Below are 14,329 nucleotides of genomic sequence, written 5' to 3'. Positions count from 1 at the left end.
GGCAGCGGCGGACCGGGCGGTTTCCCAGGTCAGTAGGCTGGGCCCCATGCCGGACCAGATAGCTGACCCCTCCGACCTGCGCGGCGACTGCGCCCAGTGCTTCGGGCTGTGCTGTGTCGCCCTGCCCTTCGCCCGCTCCACCGACTTCGCGCTGGACAAGCCCGCGGGCAAGCCCTGCCCGAACCTGCGGGGCGACCACCGCTGCGGCATCCACGCCGACCTGCGGGAGAAGGGCTTCACCGGCTGCACGGTCTACGACTGCTTCGGCGCCGGTCAGAAGGTCTCGCAGGTCACCTTCGGCGGGCAGGACTGGCGTACGGGAACGAAGGAGCACGCGCGGCAGATGCTGGACGTGTTCCCGGTCGTACGCCAGCTGCACGAGCTGCTGTGGTACCTGAACGAAGCGCTCGGCCTGTCCGCCGCCCGGCCCGTCCACGCCGATCTGCGGCGTGCCCTGGAGCGGACCGAGCGGCTCACCCGGCAGACCCCCCAGGAGCTGGCCGCGCTGGACGTGGCCGCACACCGGCAGGAGGTCAATGTGCTCCTGCTGCGCACCAGCGAGCTGGCCCGGGCCGGCGTCGCCGGGAAGGGCGGCAAGGGCGGCAAGGGCGGCGGCAAGGACCGCCGGGGCGCGGATCTCATCGGGGCCCGCCTCAAGGGCGCCGACCTGCGCGGGGCGAGCCTGCGCGGTGCCTACTTGATCGGCGCCGATCTCACCGGGGCCGACCTGCGCGGCGCGGACCTGATCGGCGCCGATCTGCGGGGCGCCGACCTGACCGACGCGGACCTCACCGGTGCCTTCTTCCTCACCCAGCCGCAGCTCACCGCGGCCCGGGGCAGTGCCGGCACCAAGCTGCCCGAGTCAGTCACCCGACCGGTGCACTGGACAGCCGGCAGCTGATCCGGGGGCGCCGTCCGGGACCGTGACCGGTACGGCAGCTCCTCGGGCGGGGCGGCGACCGGCGGGCCGCGCGGCGCCGTCCTGCACCTGTCCGTCCGCCTCGTGCGCCGGGCAGCGACCGGCCGCGTCCGCGACGTCTTCCGGCACACGTCCCTGCGCCGGCCCCGCGACCGCTTCCGGCGCCGGTCCGGCCACCGGATGCGACCCGGTGGCCGGTGCCGGCCGCCGTTCCAGCCGCATGCGCAGTGCCTCAGGCATCAGCGTCAGCCGCTCGGTGACGGTCAGCCGGTAGGCGGGGTCGGTCCGCAGCTCGTAGCGGCGCAGCAGCAGGCCGAGGACCAGGGTCGCCTCGTGCAGCGCGAACTGGCGGCCGATGCAGGCCCGCACTCCGGTGCCGAACGGCTTGAAGGTGTGCGGCGGCCGGGCCCGGACCGCCCCCGCGTCGAACCGGTCCGGGTCGAACCGCTCGGCGTCCTCGCCCCACACCGCCGGGTCGCGGTGCAGCATCGGCGTCAGCACCAGCGCCCACGCGCCCCGGCGCATCGGATGGTCCCCGGCGAGCACGGTGTCGTGCCGGGCCTCCCGGGCGAAGGCCGGCGCGGTCGGCCACAGCCTCAGCGACTCGTCGAGCACCCGGCGGACGTACCGCAGCTTGGCGATCCGGTCGTAGCCGGGCCGTGGCGTGTCGCCCCAGACCCGGTCCACCTCGGCGCGGGCCCGGGCGGCGACCTCCGGGTGCCGGGCGAGGTGGTACAGGGCGAAGGAGAGCGCGCCAGAGGTGGTCTCGTGGCCTGCCACCAGGAACGTGATCACCTGCTTGCGGACGTTCTCCGCGGACAGCTTCTCGCCGGTCGCCGGGTGGACCGTCTCCAGCATGCGGTCCAGCAGGTCCCCGTCGCCGCCGCCGGACCGGCGCCGGGCCGCGACCAGGTCGTCGACCGTGCGGTCCAGGTACGCCATGTCGGCCGCGTTGCGCCGGGCGGCGGCGCGCAGCAGCAGCGGGGCCAGCGGCCCGGGCACGCTGTTCAGCCGCTGCGCGTAGGTGAGCGTGCCGACCATCGCCGTGACGAACGGGTGCGGCCGGTCCCGCTCGAAGGAGCCGAAGTCGTGCCCGAAACCGGTCCGCGCGATCGTCTCCAGGGTCAGCTTGGTCATGTCCCCGGGCACGTCCACCGCGCGTCCGGCCGCGGCCTGCCGGTCCCAGTGGTCGGTCAGCCGGCCGGCGACCGCCAGCATCATCCCGTGGTAGCCCTCCATGGCCTCCCGGCTGAACCCGGGCGCCAGCACGTCGTGCGCCAGCTGCCAGTTCGGCTCGTGGTTGTAGGCGGTGAACAGGCCGTCCCCGGCGACCGGCCGCAGATTGGCCACCCCCAGCCCGACGTGCTTGGCGAACCGGGACTCGTCCGCGAGGTCCGCGACGAGCGGCGCCCCCCACACGAACACGAACTCCTTGCCGAAGACCCGGCGCCGGAAGACCGGGCCCAGCTCGCGCGCGAAGCGCATGGAGTCCTGCAGCGGCCTGCGCCGGTCGACGCCGAGCACATCCCCGAGCAGCGGCAGTCGGCGCGGCGGGTGCGGGATGCGGTGCAGCTCGGGCCAGCCCTGCTCGGCGCTCCGGAAACCCTTCGGCAGTCCGGTCTCCGTCGTCTCCGCCATGACGCGATCTCCCTTGATCCAGCGGACCGTTGAACCTGCGACGCGCGCGTGTTGTACGTGAGTTCAATAACCGTTCTCAGTGTGGGACGCCTGTTGAACCGGCGTCAAGTAATGTGACGCCATGCCCGCGAACCAGGGGGAGCGCGCCCGGCGCAGACTCAGCACCGAGGAGCGGCGTGCACAGCTGCTGTCGGTCGGCGCGAAGCTGTTCTCGGAGAGCCCCTACGACGAGGTGTGGATCGAGCAGGTCGCCGAGATCGCCGGGGTCTCCCGCGGGCTGCTGTACCACTACTTCCCGACCAAGCGGGACTTCTTCGCCGCGGTCGTGGAGCGCGAGAGCGAGCGGATGCTCCGCATGACGGCGGCCGTGCCCGGGATCCGGGTCCGTGAGCAGCTCACCGCCGGCCTCGACACCTACCTCGGCTATGTCGAGGCCCACGCCCACGGCTTCCGCGCCTTCCACCGGGCCGACGCGGCCGGTGACCAGGCCGTACGCCGTGTCTACAGGAGGGCGCTGGCCTCCCAGGAGCGGCAGATCCTGGCCGCGCTCGCGGCCGACCCGGAGTTCGGACCCGCCTTCGGGGACGCCCCGCAGATCCGCCTGGCCGTGCGCGGCTGGCTCGCCTTCACCACGGCCGTGTGCCTGGAGTGGCTGCGCGGGGGCGAGTTGACCCGCGATCAGGTGCGGGACCTGTGCGCCCGCGCGCTGCTGGGTGTCATCGCCTGACCTTCGGCTCGCCGCGACCCTGCCTTCGGGTGGTGGGGGCCTGGTTGGCGCGCACACCGATCTCCGATAAGTTAGGCAAGGTTTACCTAAGGAGGTCTCGGGATGGGTGACACGCAGGACTGGACGGCCGCACCCGCCGCGGCGGAACGGGCACGGTCGGTGCTGGCCGCAGCGTGGTCGTGCGCGGTGACCGCGGACGGCGTACGCGAGGAGTACGTCGGCGCGCACACCGTCACCGACGACGGAGCGGTGCGGCTGACGGTGCCCGACGACAGCGCCCTGCTCACGGCGGCCGTCCGCGCGCCCCGCCAGGAGCCCTCGGCCGTGCTGGAGTTCGCCGACGTGGCTCCCGTCCCGGTGCGCGGCCGCATCCGTGCGCGGCTGTGTCTCGCCGGCTGGTTCGCCGCGACCGACGGCTCCCTGCTCTTCCGGCCCACCCGCGTCGTGCTGCGGCAGTCCGCCGGGGCCGTCGTCGTCGACCTCGACGAGTTCACCGCCGCCCGGCCGGACCCCCTCACCGGCGCCGAGTCCCAGTTGCTCACCCACCTCGCCGACGCCCACCCGGACGCCGTGGAGCGGCTCACCCGGCTGGTCCGGCCGGAGAGCCTGCACGCCGCGACCCGGGTGGCACCCCTCGCCGTCGACCGGCACGGGCTGACCCTGCGCATCGAACGCGCCCGCGCCCACGGCGACGTACGGCTGCCTTTCCACGCGCCCGCCGACGACGTCGCCCAGCTCGCCGAGCGCATGCACGTCCTGCTGACGCAGGCCGGCGCCGCCGCCTGCCCCCGTGCGCTACAGCGGCAGCGCGCAGACGGCGACGGGTGAGGCGAACGGCTCGCCGGCCGCGCGGAGTTCTCCGCTGTCCGTGTCCACGTGAAAGACGCTGACCGTCCCGGAGCGCTGGTTCGCCGCGAACAGCAGCCGGCCGTCGGGCGAGAACGCGATCTGCCGGGGGAAGTCCCCGCCCACCGGCACCGTGCCCAGCAGCCGCAACCGGGCCCCGCCGGCCTCGACGGCGTACCTGGCCAGGCTGTTGTGACCCCGGTTGGCCAGGAAGGCGTACGCGCCGTTCGCCGTCACCAGGATCTGTGCCGGATAGTTGGTGCCGCCGCCCGAACCCGTCTCCTGCGGCTCCCCGATCGTCAGACGGCCGGTCCTGGGCTCGTAGCCGCAGACGGCGACCGTGTCGTCGACCTCGTTGGCCAGATAGGCGTACCGGCCGCCCGGATGGAAGGTCAGATGGCGCGGTCCCGCGCCGGGCCGGGTGTGCGCCTGCGCCACCTCTGTGAGCGTGCCCCGGGACCGGTCGAGCCGGTAGGTGTAGACCGTGTCGGTGCCGAGGTCGACGGCGAGGACGTGACCGCCGTCCGGGCTGGTGAGGAACTGGTGGGCGTGCGGGCCCTGTTGACCCGGACCGGGTGCCGGGGAGGTGTGCGTGACCAGATCCGTGCGCTCACCCAGGGCGCCCGAGGCGTCGATCGGGTGCACGGCGACGCTGCCCGATCCGTAGTCGGCGCTGAGCAGCCAGCGCCCGGTGGGATGCACCGACAGGTGGCAGGGGCCCGCGCCGCCCGTGCTCCGGGTGCCGAGGACCCGCCGGTCCGCGAGGCGTACGGCCGTCACGCCGCCGTCCGGCCGCTCGTCCACCGCGTACAGCGTCCGGCCGTCCGGGTGCACGGCGAGGTAGGACGGGTCGGGGACCCCGATGAGCGTGCCCGAACCGGTGATCCGGCCCGTCGCCGGGTCGTACGCGGCCAGGCCGATGCCGGTGCCGCCGCCGTCGACGGAGGTGTAGGTGCCCACGTACAGCGGGCGGGGCCCGGACGGCTTCCGCGGCGGTACGGCGGCCCTCGGCTCGCGCTCCGCGGGCGGCATGTCCCCCGACGGGGCCGCCGGGTTCGGCACCACCACGACGGCCGCCGTGCCGGCCGCCGCTCCGAGGAGCCGGCGCCTGGTCCAGCCTGCTCCCGGCTCCCCGCTCCTCCCCGTGAGCAGGGCTGAGCTGGAGCGCGCCGCCCGTGCCTCCGTGTCCATGCCGCACCTCAGGTCGTCGGTTGCCCCGGTCGTGACAGCCACCTTGGCCTGTGCCCGCCGCCGAGGGCAAGCCGGACAACGCCCTGTGCCGCGTGCAACCAGTCGGGATGCGGCCGTGCGACCAGGCGGGTGCGGCCCGATGGGCCTACCAGTCTCCGTCCTCGACCGGTTCGCCCGGCGCGTCCTTCAGCGGGGTCACCTGGCCGGCGGACGGCGCCTGCCACGGGTCCGGATCGTCCCCGAGCCAGTCACCGACCGGCTTGACCGTCCGCAGGGCGTCGGTGGGGGCGAGGTCCTCGGCGTCCGCGTCGTAGTAGTCGTACCAGGGGAGTCCCGCCCGCGTGTACGCCGCCCGGTCCACCGGGGACGGCGGAGGCGCCTCGCCGGTGATGCGGCGCCACTCCGGGGGCGTGACCAGGTGCACGAACACCCGCCCGGCGGGCTCCTCGGACCAGTCCGTGAGCGGCCGGTCGTCCTGGTAGACCTCCTGCCGCATCGAGCCACCGACGCCCAGGCCCATGGCCGCGGCCTGCCGCCGGGGTGCCGCACCCGGCGCCCGCGGTGCCGCGCCGGGAGCCGAGGGCGGCGGCATCGCCGTGCCGGGGGCGGCCATCATCTGCGGGGCCGCGCCGTACCCGCCGTACCCGCTGGTCGCGTGGGTCCGGGCCTGCCGCTCCCGCTCCAGCCGCTCCTGCTCCTGGCGCCGCCACTCGGCCAGCGCGTCCGCCCGGAGCGGGAACGCCTGCAGCTGGACGCCGCCCCACACCTCCTCGCCGGTGACCTGCCCCTCCACGGTCGCGCCCAGGCCGAGCGGTACGGCGACGAACTGGCGGACGGTGCCCTTGCCGGAGTTGATGCCGTCCAGCCAGGGCTGGCGGGGCAGCACCACGTAGTTCTGCGGGCGCCGGGAGAGCCGGCCGCTCCACGGCTCGCCGGACACCGCGCACACCTTGCCCACCCCGACCTGGAGCGCGGCCGGCTCCGTCGTACCGGTGAAACTCAGCCACATCGCCTCGCGGAGATACACCGGCAGCATCACGCCACCGCGCGCCCGCCACTCCTCGGGGACCGTGTCGGCGTGGTCGGCGACCCGCCGGACGGGGAACTCGCCCAGCCCCGGCGGCAGCGGATGCGTGCCCGTCTCCGGCAGCCGCAGCGTGCGGACGAACCGCACCGCCGCACCGCCCGGCAGCCGCAGGGTGTTCCCGTCGATCCGTACCGCCGCGCCGGCCATGCGACCGCCCCCTCACGTCCCGTGCCGACCCGTTCCGGCACCTTCCTCACCGAGAACGCTCGCCGAACCCCGTACGGTTCCGCCACAGCTCCTCCTGGACGCCGAGGCGCTCACGCAACCGGGTCATCCGCGGCAGCTTCGTCCGCTGCTCCCGGGAGACCCGGTCCAGCTCCTCCAGCAGGCGGCGGGTGCGGTGCTCGGTGTTCAGCTCGTCGATGATCCGGTTCGCCTCGGTCAGCACCGCGCCCATCAGCTGCCAGTTCGCCCAGTCCTTGCTGATCTCCTCCTGGAGCTGCTCGGCCAGCCGGTCACGGGTGCCGGCCGCCGTGTGCAGCTCGGCCGTGAGCCGGGCCTCGGCCGACTCGGCGTTCTCGCTCAGATGGGTGGTCACGAGGACGGCGAAGCTGACCACCGCGTCGGCGATCTCCGAAAGCAGCTGCTCCACGGTCTCCCCGACCCGGTGCGGGAACAGCTCCTGGGAGCCGCGGGCCTTCGCCAGGTCCGTGAACGAACGGGCCAGCACCCGCAGGACCACCGTGCAGATCTCCAGGGTGTCCAGGCCCGTGCGCAGCACCACCCGGTGCAGCAGGCCCTCCTTCACCCGCGGATTGAGCCGCAGGCTGTCCTCGGCCTGGCGCAGCGCCGCGTCCACCCGGACGATGTCGTGGTCCAGCCGGCGTGCCTCGTGCAGCCGCTCGGCCGCCTGCTGCCAGGGGATCCGGCCCGCGGCCTCCTCGCCCATCCGCAGCATCAACTGCCGTACCCGCCGTGCCAGGTCCTCGATCGACCGGCCCGCCTCGTCCACCCACACCGGTGGCGGGAGCAGCAGGTTGCAGGCCGTCCCGACGACCGCTCCGATCAGCGTCTCCACGATCCGCGCCCACGCGGTGAACCCGACGGTGGTCACGCCGAGCACCAGCATGGCGCTGATCGCCACCTCGGCCACGTACTCGTCGACCCGCACCAGATGCCCCACGGCGAGCGCGGCCACGATCAGCAGTGCGAGGCTCCACCAGGTCAGTCCCACCAGCACGCTGAAGGCGATGGCGACCAGTACGCCGGCCACCACCGCGTTCACCCGGCGGATGCCGTTGGTGAGCGTGGCGAAGAAGGTCACCTGGACGACCAGCAGAGCGGTCAGAGGTGCGGTCAGGGGGGCCGGTTCCGGACTGAGGCGCAGGGCGATGACGTAGGCGACCGTCGCCGCCGCTGCCGACCGCAGCGTCTGGACGACCACCGGCTCCCGATGTCGCTCCACCAGGCGCAGCAGTCCTGAGCTCCACTTCTGTACGTCGTGCATCCCTTGGCCTGTTCCCGCTCATGGGGTGCATCGAACGTGGCCGATCGAGGCCTGTTTCTGTCCGTAAAGGATCGCGGGCGGTGTGCGAAGGGGGCGCCTTCATGGCCGGAAACGGTTCCCGGGCACCGAGGGGCCGTGCGTCACCGCCTCGCAGCGGCCCGGTTGCGTGACCGGTGGCCGGCGACCTGGGCGAGGTCGCCGCACCGCTCCGCCGGCACCAACGGCGGCGCCGCGCCCGGGAGTCGCCGAGGAACACCGGGGAGCAGTCCGGCTTCCCGCCTTCCTCGACCCGCTCCGGGAGCGAACCGCCGGCCGGCAGGCCGCCCGACCTGCGCGGACTCGCCGATCGGGCGGCCGGGGGCGGTTGCCGGGCGGCGGTCGGGCCGTGCTGCCCCTGGAGCGGGCGCGTGCCGCGCACGTGCGGCTGGAGAGACGGGACAACTGGGCAAGCGTGCCGGCCGTCGCCGGGTGGGACTCAGGCGTACAGCTTGTCGACGAACGCGGACAGGTTGCCCGTCGTACGGGCGATCTGCTCCTCCAGGGTCAGACTCTCCTCGAACCGGGCGCCGGACTCTGGCACCTTCTTGCCCCGGACGTAGAGCGAGCAGGCCAGATCGGTGCACATGTACAGACCGACGGAGTTGCCCTCGCGGCCCGCCGCCCCCGTCTTGCGCGCGGTCATCAGGGACACCCCGCCGCCCGGATGTGTGGTCAGGCACACCGAGCACATGCTGCGGTGCAGGAAACCCCGCTGGGAGGCCGGGAAACGCAGGGCGATGCCGACGAGCCCGCCGGCCCGCTCGGTGACCAGATAGCTGCGGTCGGGCGCTCCGGGGTCTCGCCAGCCCAGGAAGTCCAGGTCGTCCCACGGGCGTTCACCGAGGTCACGCGGGACCGCCAGCCGTTTGGCCTCCCCCTTGGAGCAATTGACGAAGGAGGTGCGGATGTCCTGCTCGGTGAGCGATCTCATGAGGGGAGCCCTTCCGGATGCGATGCCGTGAACCTAAGGGTTCTAGGTTCACGGCTAGCGTAGGTAGCAAACCGGAGAGCGGGCCAATGGATTTCCGGCACACCGGGAGAGCCGTACCTCTCGGCGGGGGGTGCGACGACGAGAACGGGGCCGCCTCCGTGCAGCACCGCATCGCCGTCGAGGCCGACGACGGTCGGGGAGCCGCCGACCGCCGGGGGGCCCGGGTGTACGTCTGCGGCGACGGCGACCGCATGGCACCCGCAGTCCGCGAGGCGTTCCGTACCCTGTACCGGGAACGCACCCCCGGCGCCGACGAGGCGGCGGCCCAGCGGTGGCTCGACACGCGGGCGGCGGACGGGCGTTGTGCGGAGGACGGGTGCGCGGCCGGCTGAGCCGCGGGGGAGGGGGCTCGGTGGGGGACTCGGAGGAGCGGGCCCGGCGGGTCCTGGCCGAGGCGGGCATACCGCCCGCCCGGCCGGCCACGCTGCGTCCCCTCGGCGGCGGTACGTACAACACCGTAGAGGAACTGCGGCTGACCGACGGCGGCCGCTACGTGCTGAAGACCGCGCCGACCGGACCCGGCCTGCGCTACGAGTCCCGGCTGCTGCGCTCCGAGGCGGAGTTCTGCCGCGCCGCCGCCGAGGCCCGTGTCCCCGCGCCCCGCACCGTGCACACGGACACCGGCCCGGCGGTGCGGCACACGCTGCAGACCCTGTGCCCGGGAACGCCCTGGGACGACACCCTGACCCAGGCGGAACAGGCGTCCCTACGGCGCGAGTCGGGTACGCAGGTGGCCCGGCTGCACCGGCTCGCCGGACCCGGCTTCGGCTACCCGTCGGGCGCGCTCGGCCCGCTCGCCCCCGACTGGCGTACGGCGTTCACCGCGATGGTCGACGCGGTCCTGGCCGACGCCCGCGAATACGCCGCCGAGCTGCCCCACCCCGTCGACGAGGTGGCCCGTACGCTGCGGTCCGGCTACGACGCGCTGGACGAGGTCACCGTGCCGCGCCCCGTCCACTTCGACCTGTGGCGGGGCAACATCCTCGTCGACCGCACCCCGGCCGGGCCCCGCATCGGCGGTCTCGTCGACGGCGAGCGCATGTTCTGGGGCGACCCGATCGCCGACTTCGTCTCCCTCGCCCTGCTGGACGACATCGAGAAGGACCCGGACTTCCTCGCCGGATACCGGAACGGCGGGTGCCACATCGTCTTCGGCCGCCCGCAGCGCCTCCGGCTGGCCCTGTACCGCGCCTATCTGTACGTGATCATGCTGGTCGAGACGGTTCCGCGGGACGTCGGGGCGGCCCAGGCCCGCTGGGTCCGGGAGGCGGTCGCGCCGGAACTCGTCGCCGCGCTGGACGAAATCAGGCGCCGCCCTCTTAGCTCATAGCATGAACTAAGGGTTGGAGAATGTCGCGCCCCGGCTGTCCGAAGGGGTATGTTGCAGGTCGGGCTGGGTTCGTGAAGGGAGCCACATGGCGGGGCGCAGCGGGCGCACGGTACGCGACCTGAGACGGGGCAACCGTACGGCGGTGCTGCAGCGGCTCTACTTCGACGGCCCGCTCAGCCGTTTCGAGCTGGGCCCGGCGACCGGGCTCAGCTCCGGTTCGGTCAGCAACGTGGTCGCGGACCTGGTCGCCGACGGCCTGGTGGAGGAGGCCGGCAGCGTCGACTCCGACGGCGGCCGGCCCCGCACCCTGCTGCGCGTCGCCCCGCACAGCGGCCAGATGATCGGCGTCGACGTCGGCGAGACCCGGGTCCGGGTGGAGCTGTTCGACCTGGCCCTCACCGAACTCGCCCGCGTCGAACGCCCGTTGACCCCGCAGGGCTACGACGTGGACGTCATCGCCGGTCACATCCGCGACGGCATCGCCGAGGTCCTCACCGCCGAGCAGGCCGTGCCCGAGCGGCTGCTCGGCGTCGGTGTCGGCGTCCCCGGCATCGTCGAACACACCCCGGACCGGGGCGCCGTCGTGCACGGGCAGACCATCGGCTGGGACGCCGTCCCGCTGGAGCGGCTGCTCCGTTCGACCTCCCAGCTCCCCGACGAGGTGCCGTACTTCATCGACAACGGCGCCAAGACGCTGGGGCAGGCCGAGATGTGGTTCGGCGCGGGTCGCGGCGCCCGCAACGCCGTCGTGGTGCTCTTCGGCTCCGGCGTCGGTGCCTGCCTCGTCACCCCCGAGGTGGAACACGGGCGAGCCGTCGAGTGGGGTCATCTGACGGTCCGGGTCCGCGGACGCCGCTGCCGCTGCGGGGCGCCCGGCTGCCTGGAGGCCTACGCGGGCGCCGAGTCGCTGCTCGCCCGCTGGCGCGAGGAGGGCGGACGGCCGCCCGAGGGCACCGACGAGGAGACCGCGCTCACCGCGATGCTCGCCGCCGCCTACCCGCCCGAGGGCACCGCGGCCGACCCGGTCGCGCTGGGCGTCCTGGAGGAGACCGCCGAATACCTCGGCGCCGGACTGTCCGACCTGATCAACCTCTTCCAGCCCGAGCGGATCCTCATCGGCGGCTGGGCGGGGCTCCAGCTCGGCTCCCGCTTCCTGCCCGCCGTCCGCCGGCACGCGACGACGTACGCCCTGCGCCACCCGGCCGACAAGGTCACCATCGAACTCGGCCGGCTGGGCCCCGACGCCGTCACCGTCGGCGCCGCGATCCTGCCGCTGGCCGACTTCTTCGCCAGCGGCGGCCGGCGCCCCGAACCGGTCGGCGAGGACCGCCTGCCGGCCTGGCGCGCCGCACTCGAGGAGCGCGCCCCCCGCTGACCGCGCGTCGGCGCCGGGACAGCGCGGTGACTTGGGGAACACAACGGAAGCCGGGCAGGCCAGGGAGCCGGCCCAGCGTCGGGGCGTGGGCTGTGCGGGGGTTCCGCCCCTCGACCGGGGTTCGCGACGAGCGGTGGCAGCAATGGCGGCGGCTTCCGGGGACGTAGGGGGCAAGGGCAAGCCCGGACGGCAGCCCATCGTCGAGGCGGGCCGCCGCAGGGGGTTCCTTCTCAAGCGGCGGGCCGCCTCGCGTGGTTCGTCTCGGGTGGTGCTTCAGGCCGTGGGCTCGTCCGGGGTCGGATGTTCCGGGTGCACCGTGCCGGAACGCGGCGCGCCCCGGGGCCCGCTGCCGGCCTCGTCGGTGTCCGGCGCGACGTCCTCGTCCGGCTCGTCGTCGATCGGACGGCCGGGGCCGACGTCCCACGGATCCTCGTCGGGCCGGGCCTGCTGATCGGGCATGTCCCTCGGCACCGGCCGCTCGTCCGCGCCGGTGTCCTGACCCGGCTCCCGCTGCCGCTCTCCGGCCATGGCGTTCTCCCTCGCCTCCTCGGTTCCCGGTGTTTCGCTCAACCGACCTTCCGCCCCCGCATCGGCTCGGTCTCCATGCCGCCGCCCTTCTGCAGGCCGTCCAGGAACTCCCGCAGCACCTCGGTCGCCGTCCGCGTCGGCTGCCAGCCCAGCTCCGCGTGCGCCCGGGCGCAGTCCATCAGCGGCAGCCGCAGCACCGCGTCGAACAGGTGCGGCGACGCGGGGAGCAGATGCAGCCCCCAGGCGGCGGCGATGGCGGACCGGGCCGCCGCGCGCGGCAGCCGCACCGGCCGGGTGCCGAGCAGCTCGGCGAGCACACCGGCGTCGAGCGGCGGATCCGCGGCCAGGTTGTAGGCGCCCCGGGCGGTGTCCGTGTGCACCGCGAGCCGGTAGGCCTCGGCGGCGTCGTCCGTGTGCAGCGCCTGAACCCGGAGGCCCGGGACGTCCGGCAGGAACGGCAGCAGCTCGGGCCGGGCCAGCGGCCCGGGCAGGAAGCGCCCGCCGAAGATCCGTCGCTGCTCGCTCGCCGACTCCCACTTGAACAGGAAGGCCGGGCGCATACGGACCACCCGCACCTCGGGATGGTCGCGCTCGAACACGTCCAGCGCGCGCTCCAGATACGCCTTCTCCCGGCAGTACGCGGCGTCCGGCCAGCCGTGCGTCGGCCATGACTCGTCCACCGCGTGGTCCTTCGGCCCCGGCGAGTAGGCGCCCACGGAGGAGGCGTGCACCAGTACCGGCACCCGGGCCGCGGCGACCGCCTCGAACACCCGGATGCCGCCGAGCACGTTGGTGCGCCAGGTGGTGGCCGGATCATGGGTCGGCTGGAAGGCCCAGGCCAGGTGGATCACGGCGTCGGCGCCCTCGAACCGCTCCGCGAGGTTCGCCTGGTCCGAGGCCAGGTCGACCGCGGACCACTCGGTCTTCGGCGGTGACCACGCGGGCGTCCGCCGGGCCAGCCCCCGCACGGATTTGGTCCGGGGATCCTCCGAGAGCAGGCGCACCACGCTCGTCCCGACATTGCCGGTGGCGCCGGTCACGACCACCCTGCTGCCCTCTGAGCTGCTCACCTTCGGCTCCTTCCGTCCTCGCGGCGGAGGCTGCGACGACCGCCCGGGTACCCGGGCGCCGCTCCCGCACACGCGGCATGACGCGCGAGGTAACCGACCGTGCGGGCCGGTGCGCGGAGACATCGAGGGCGTCGAACACGGCGGACGTCCCGTCCCGCCTCACCGAGCCGGAGTTCCTCGCCGCCGGACGGGCCCGGAGCGCCGTGCCGGCCGGGGTCGCCGGGGGCCGGTGAGCGGGGCCTCATGTGGAGAGGCCCCGGCCGTGACGGGGGAATCACGACCGGGGCGGTCAAGGGCGGGCACGGATGGCGGTCGCCTCTCGGCGAAAGGCTCCACAGGGCTTCAGCCGAACGATCGTCCCTGTGGGCAAAGGGTGAGGCCCGGGGACACTGTCCCATCCGTACCCACGGCTTGTTCAACGGGCAACCACCCCCTGGTGTTCCGCCCCGGTACGTGACCTGCCTCACCCTCGGCGAGGCTCAGCCCAGCGGGCTCCCGTCGAGCCGGGCGAGCAGATCGGCGGGGTCGGCGTACACCACCTCCGCCCCCGCCTCCTCCAGGTCGGCACGGGGGATCCCACCGCACAGCAGGCCCACACAGCGCACCCCGGCCTTGCTGCCTGCCTGCATGTCCCACACGGTGTCCCCGACGAACACCGCCCGCGACGCCGGGACCCCGGCCAGCTCCAGGGCGTGTTCCACCGGCTCCGGGGCCGGCTTGCCCTCCTCGACGTCGTCGGCGCTCGCCGTGTCCGCGATGGCGTCGTCCGCGTCGATCGCCCGGCGCAGCGCGCCCAGTTCGGCACCGCTCGCCGAGGTGGCGAGGACGACCGTCCAGCCGTCCCGGTGCAGCCGCCGCAGCAGCTCCCCGGCCTTCGGCAGGGCCGGGAGCCGGTCGAAGTACTGGCCGTACAGGGCCGTGTGCGCCGCGCTCAGCTCGGCGTCCTGCCCCTTGTCCCGGTCGTCGCCCAGCAGGTGCGCGACGAGATCGCCGGAGCCGAGGCCGACGGCCCGGTGGACGGCGTGCATGGGCACCTGGTGGCCCGCCTGCCGGAAGGCCTCCCACCAGGTCACGACATGCAGGTGATTGGTGTCGACGAGGGTTCCGTCGACGTCGAAGACGGCGGCACGGTCCATCCGGG

14 protein-coding genes are annotated in these 14,329 nt (G+C 74.2%); 6 read left to right on the top strand and 8 right to left on the bottom strand.

Going from position 1 to position 14,329, the window contains the following annotated elements:
* Window positions 1-46: 46 nt before the first annotated feature.
* Entirely contained in the window at window positions 47-901 is an 855-nt protein-coding gene (locus ACGFRF_RS26280) for a pentapeptide repeat-containing protein (protein WP_393743904.1), read from the top strand.
* On the opposite strand, the gene ACGFRF_RS26275 is transcribed toward ACGFRF_RS26280, so the two are convergent.
* Window positions 863-2,557 carry a cytochrome P450 gene (locus ACGFRF_RS26275; protein WP_393743902.1) on the bottom strand — a complete coding sequence of 565 codons (1,695 nt, stop codon included), beginning with the start codon at window positions 2,555-2,557 and terminating at the stop codon, window positions 863-865. The genes ACGFRF_RS26280 and ACGFRF_RS26275 overlap by 39 nt on opposite strands.
* A 121-nt stretch (window positions 2,558-2,678) precedes the next feature.
* Here ACGFRF_RS26275 and ACGFRF_RS26270 point away from each other — a divergent pair, with 121 nt between their 5' ends.
* Together ACGFRF_RS26270 and ACGFRF_RS26265 are read left to right on the top strand one after the other, a co-directional pair.
* Window positions 2,679-3,284 carry a TetR/AcrR family transcriptional regulator gene (locus ACGFRF_RS26270; RefSeq protein WP_393743900.1) on the top strand — a complete coding sequence of 202 codons (606 nt, stop codon included), beginning with the start codon at window positions 2,679-2,681 and terminating at the stop codon, window positions 3,282-3,284.
* A gap of 102 nt (window positions 3,285-3,386) precedes the next feature.
* On the top strand, window positions 3,387-4,112 hold the full coding sequence (locus tag ACGFRF_RS26265) for a DUF2470 domain-containing protein (protein ID WP_393743899.1): 726 nt from the start codon (window positions 3,387-3,389) through the stop codon (window positions 4,110-4,112).
* On the opposite strand, the gene ACGFRF_RS26260 is transcribed toward ACGFRF_RS26265, so the two are convergent.
* From ACGFRF_RS26260 to ACGFRF_RS26245, 4 genes are all read right to left on the bottom strand, one after another.
* Complete coding sequence (locus tag ACGFRF_RS26260) at window positions 4,080-5,321, bottom strand: lactonase family protein (protein ID WP_393743897.1); 1,242 nt, start codon at window positions 5,319-5,321, stop codon at window positions 4,080-4,082. The genes ACGFRF_RS26265 and ACGFRF_RS26260 overlap by 33 nt on opposite strands.
* Window positions 5,322-5,466: 145 nt before the next feature.
* Entirely contained in the window at window positions 5,467-6,555 is a 1,089-nt protein-coding gene (locus ACGFRF_RS26255) for a hypothetical protein (protein WP_393743895.1), read from the bottom strand.
* Window positions 6,556-6,601: 46 nt separating this feature from the next.
* Window positions 6,602-7,855, bottom strand: a complete 1,254-nt coding sequence (locus ACGFRF_RS26250) for an aromatic acid exporter family protein (RefSeq protein WP_393743893.1) — start codon at window positions 7,853-7,855, stop codon at window positions 6,602-6,604.
* 475 nt (window positions 7,856-8,330) lie between these two features.
* Window positions 8,331-8,825 carry an FBP domain-containing protein gene (locus ACGFRF_RS26245; RefSeq protein ID WP_393743891.1) on the bottom strand — a complete coding sequence of 165 codons (495 nt, stop codon included), beginning with the start codon at window positions 8,823-8,825 and terminating at the stop codon, window positions 8,331-8,333.
* 158 nt (window positions 8,826-8,983) lie between these two features.
* Between ACGFRF_RS26245 and ACGFRF_RS26240 the strand changes: the two genes are divergently transcribed.
* The 3 genes from ACGFRF_RS26240 (at window position 8,984) to ACGFRF_RS26230 (ending at window position 11,590) form a co-directional block, all read left to right on the top strand.
* The gene (locus ACGFRF_RS26240; protein WP_393743889.1) at window positions 8,984-9,217 is read left to right on the top strand and encodes a hypothetical protein; all 234 of its coding nucleotides are present in this window, start codon (window positions 8,984-8,986) and stop codon (window positions 9,215-9,217) included.
* Between the two features lie 20 nt (window positions 9,218-9,237).
* A complete protein-coding gene (locus tag ACGFRF_RS26235) occupies window positions 9,238-10,215 on the top strand; it encodes a phosphotransferase family protein (RefSeq protein ID WP_393743887.1) in 978 nt (325 codons plus the stop codon).
* A gap of 85 nt (window positions 10,216-10,300) precedes the next feature.
* Complete coding sequence (locus ACGFRF_RS26230) at window positions 10,301-11,590, top strand: ROK family protein (RefSeq protein WP_393743885.1); 1,290 nt, start codon at window positions 10,301-10,303, stop codon at window positions 11,588-11,590.
* Window positions 11,591-11,863: 273 nt separating this feature from the next.
* On the opposite strand, the gene ACGFRF_RS26225 is transcribed toward ACGFRF_RS26230, so the two are convergent.
* The 3 genes from ACGFRF_RS26225 to ACGFRF_RS26215 all read right to left on the bottom strand — a co-directional run bounded on the left by ACGFRF_RS26225 (window position 11,864) and on the right by ACGFRF_RS26215 (window position 14,324).
* A complete protein-coding gene (locus ACGFRF_RS26225) occupies window positions 11,864-12,118 on the bottom strand; it encodes a hypothetical protein (protein ID WP_393743883.1) in 255 nt (84 codons plus the stop codon).
* Between the two features lie 38 nt (window positions 12,119-12,156).
* Window positions 12,157-13,188, bottom strand: a complete 1,032-nt coding sequence (locus ACGFRF_RS26220) for an SDR family oxidoreductase (protein WP_393743881.1) — start codon at window positions 13,186-13,188, stop codon at window positions 12,157-12,159.
* 479 nt (window positions 13,189-13,667) lie between these two features.
* Complete coding sequence (locus ACGFRF_RS26215; RefSeq protein ID WP_393743879.1) at window positions 13,668-14,324, bottom strand: HAD family hydrolase; 657 nt, start codon at window positions 14,322-14,324, stop codon at window positions 13,668-13,670.
* Window positions 14,325-14,329 lie beyond the last annotated feature (5 nt).

The sequence above is a fragment of the Streptomyces sp. NPDC048521 genome, from assembly GCF_043199855.1.
Taxonomy (GTDB): Bacteria; Actinomycetota; Actinomycetes; order Streptomycetales; family Streptomycetaceae; genus Streptomyces.
This window is presented reverse-complemented; position numbering and strand designations above follow the sequence as displayed.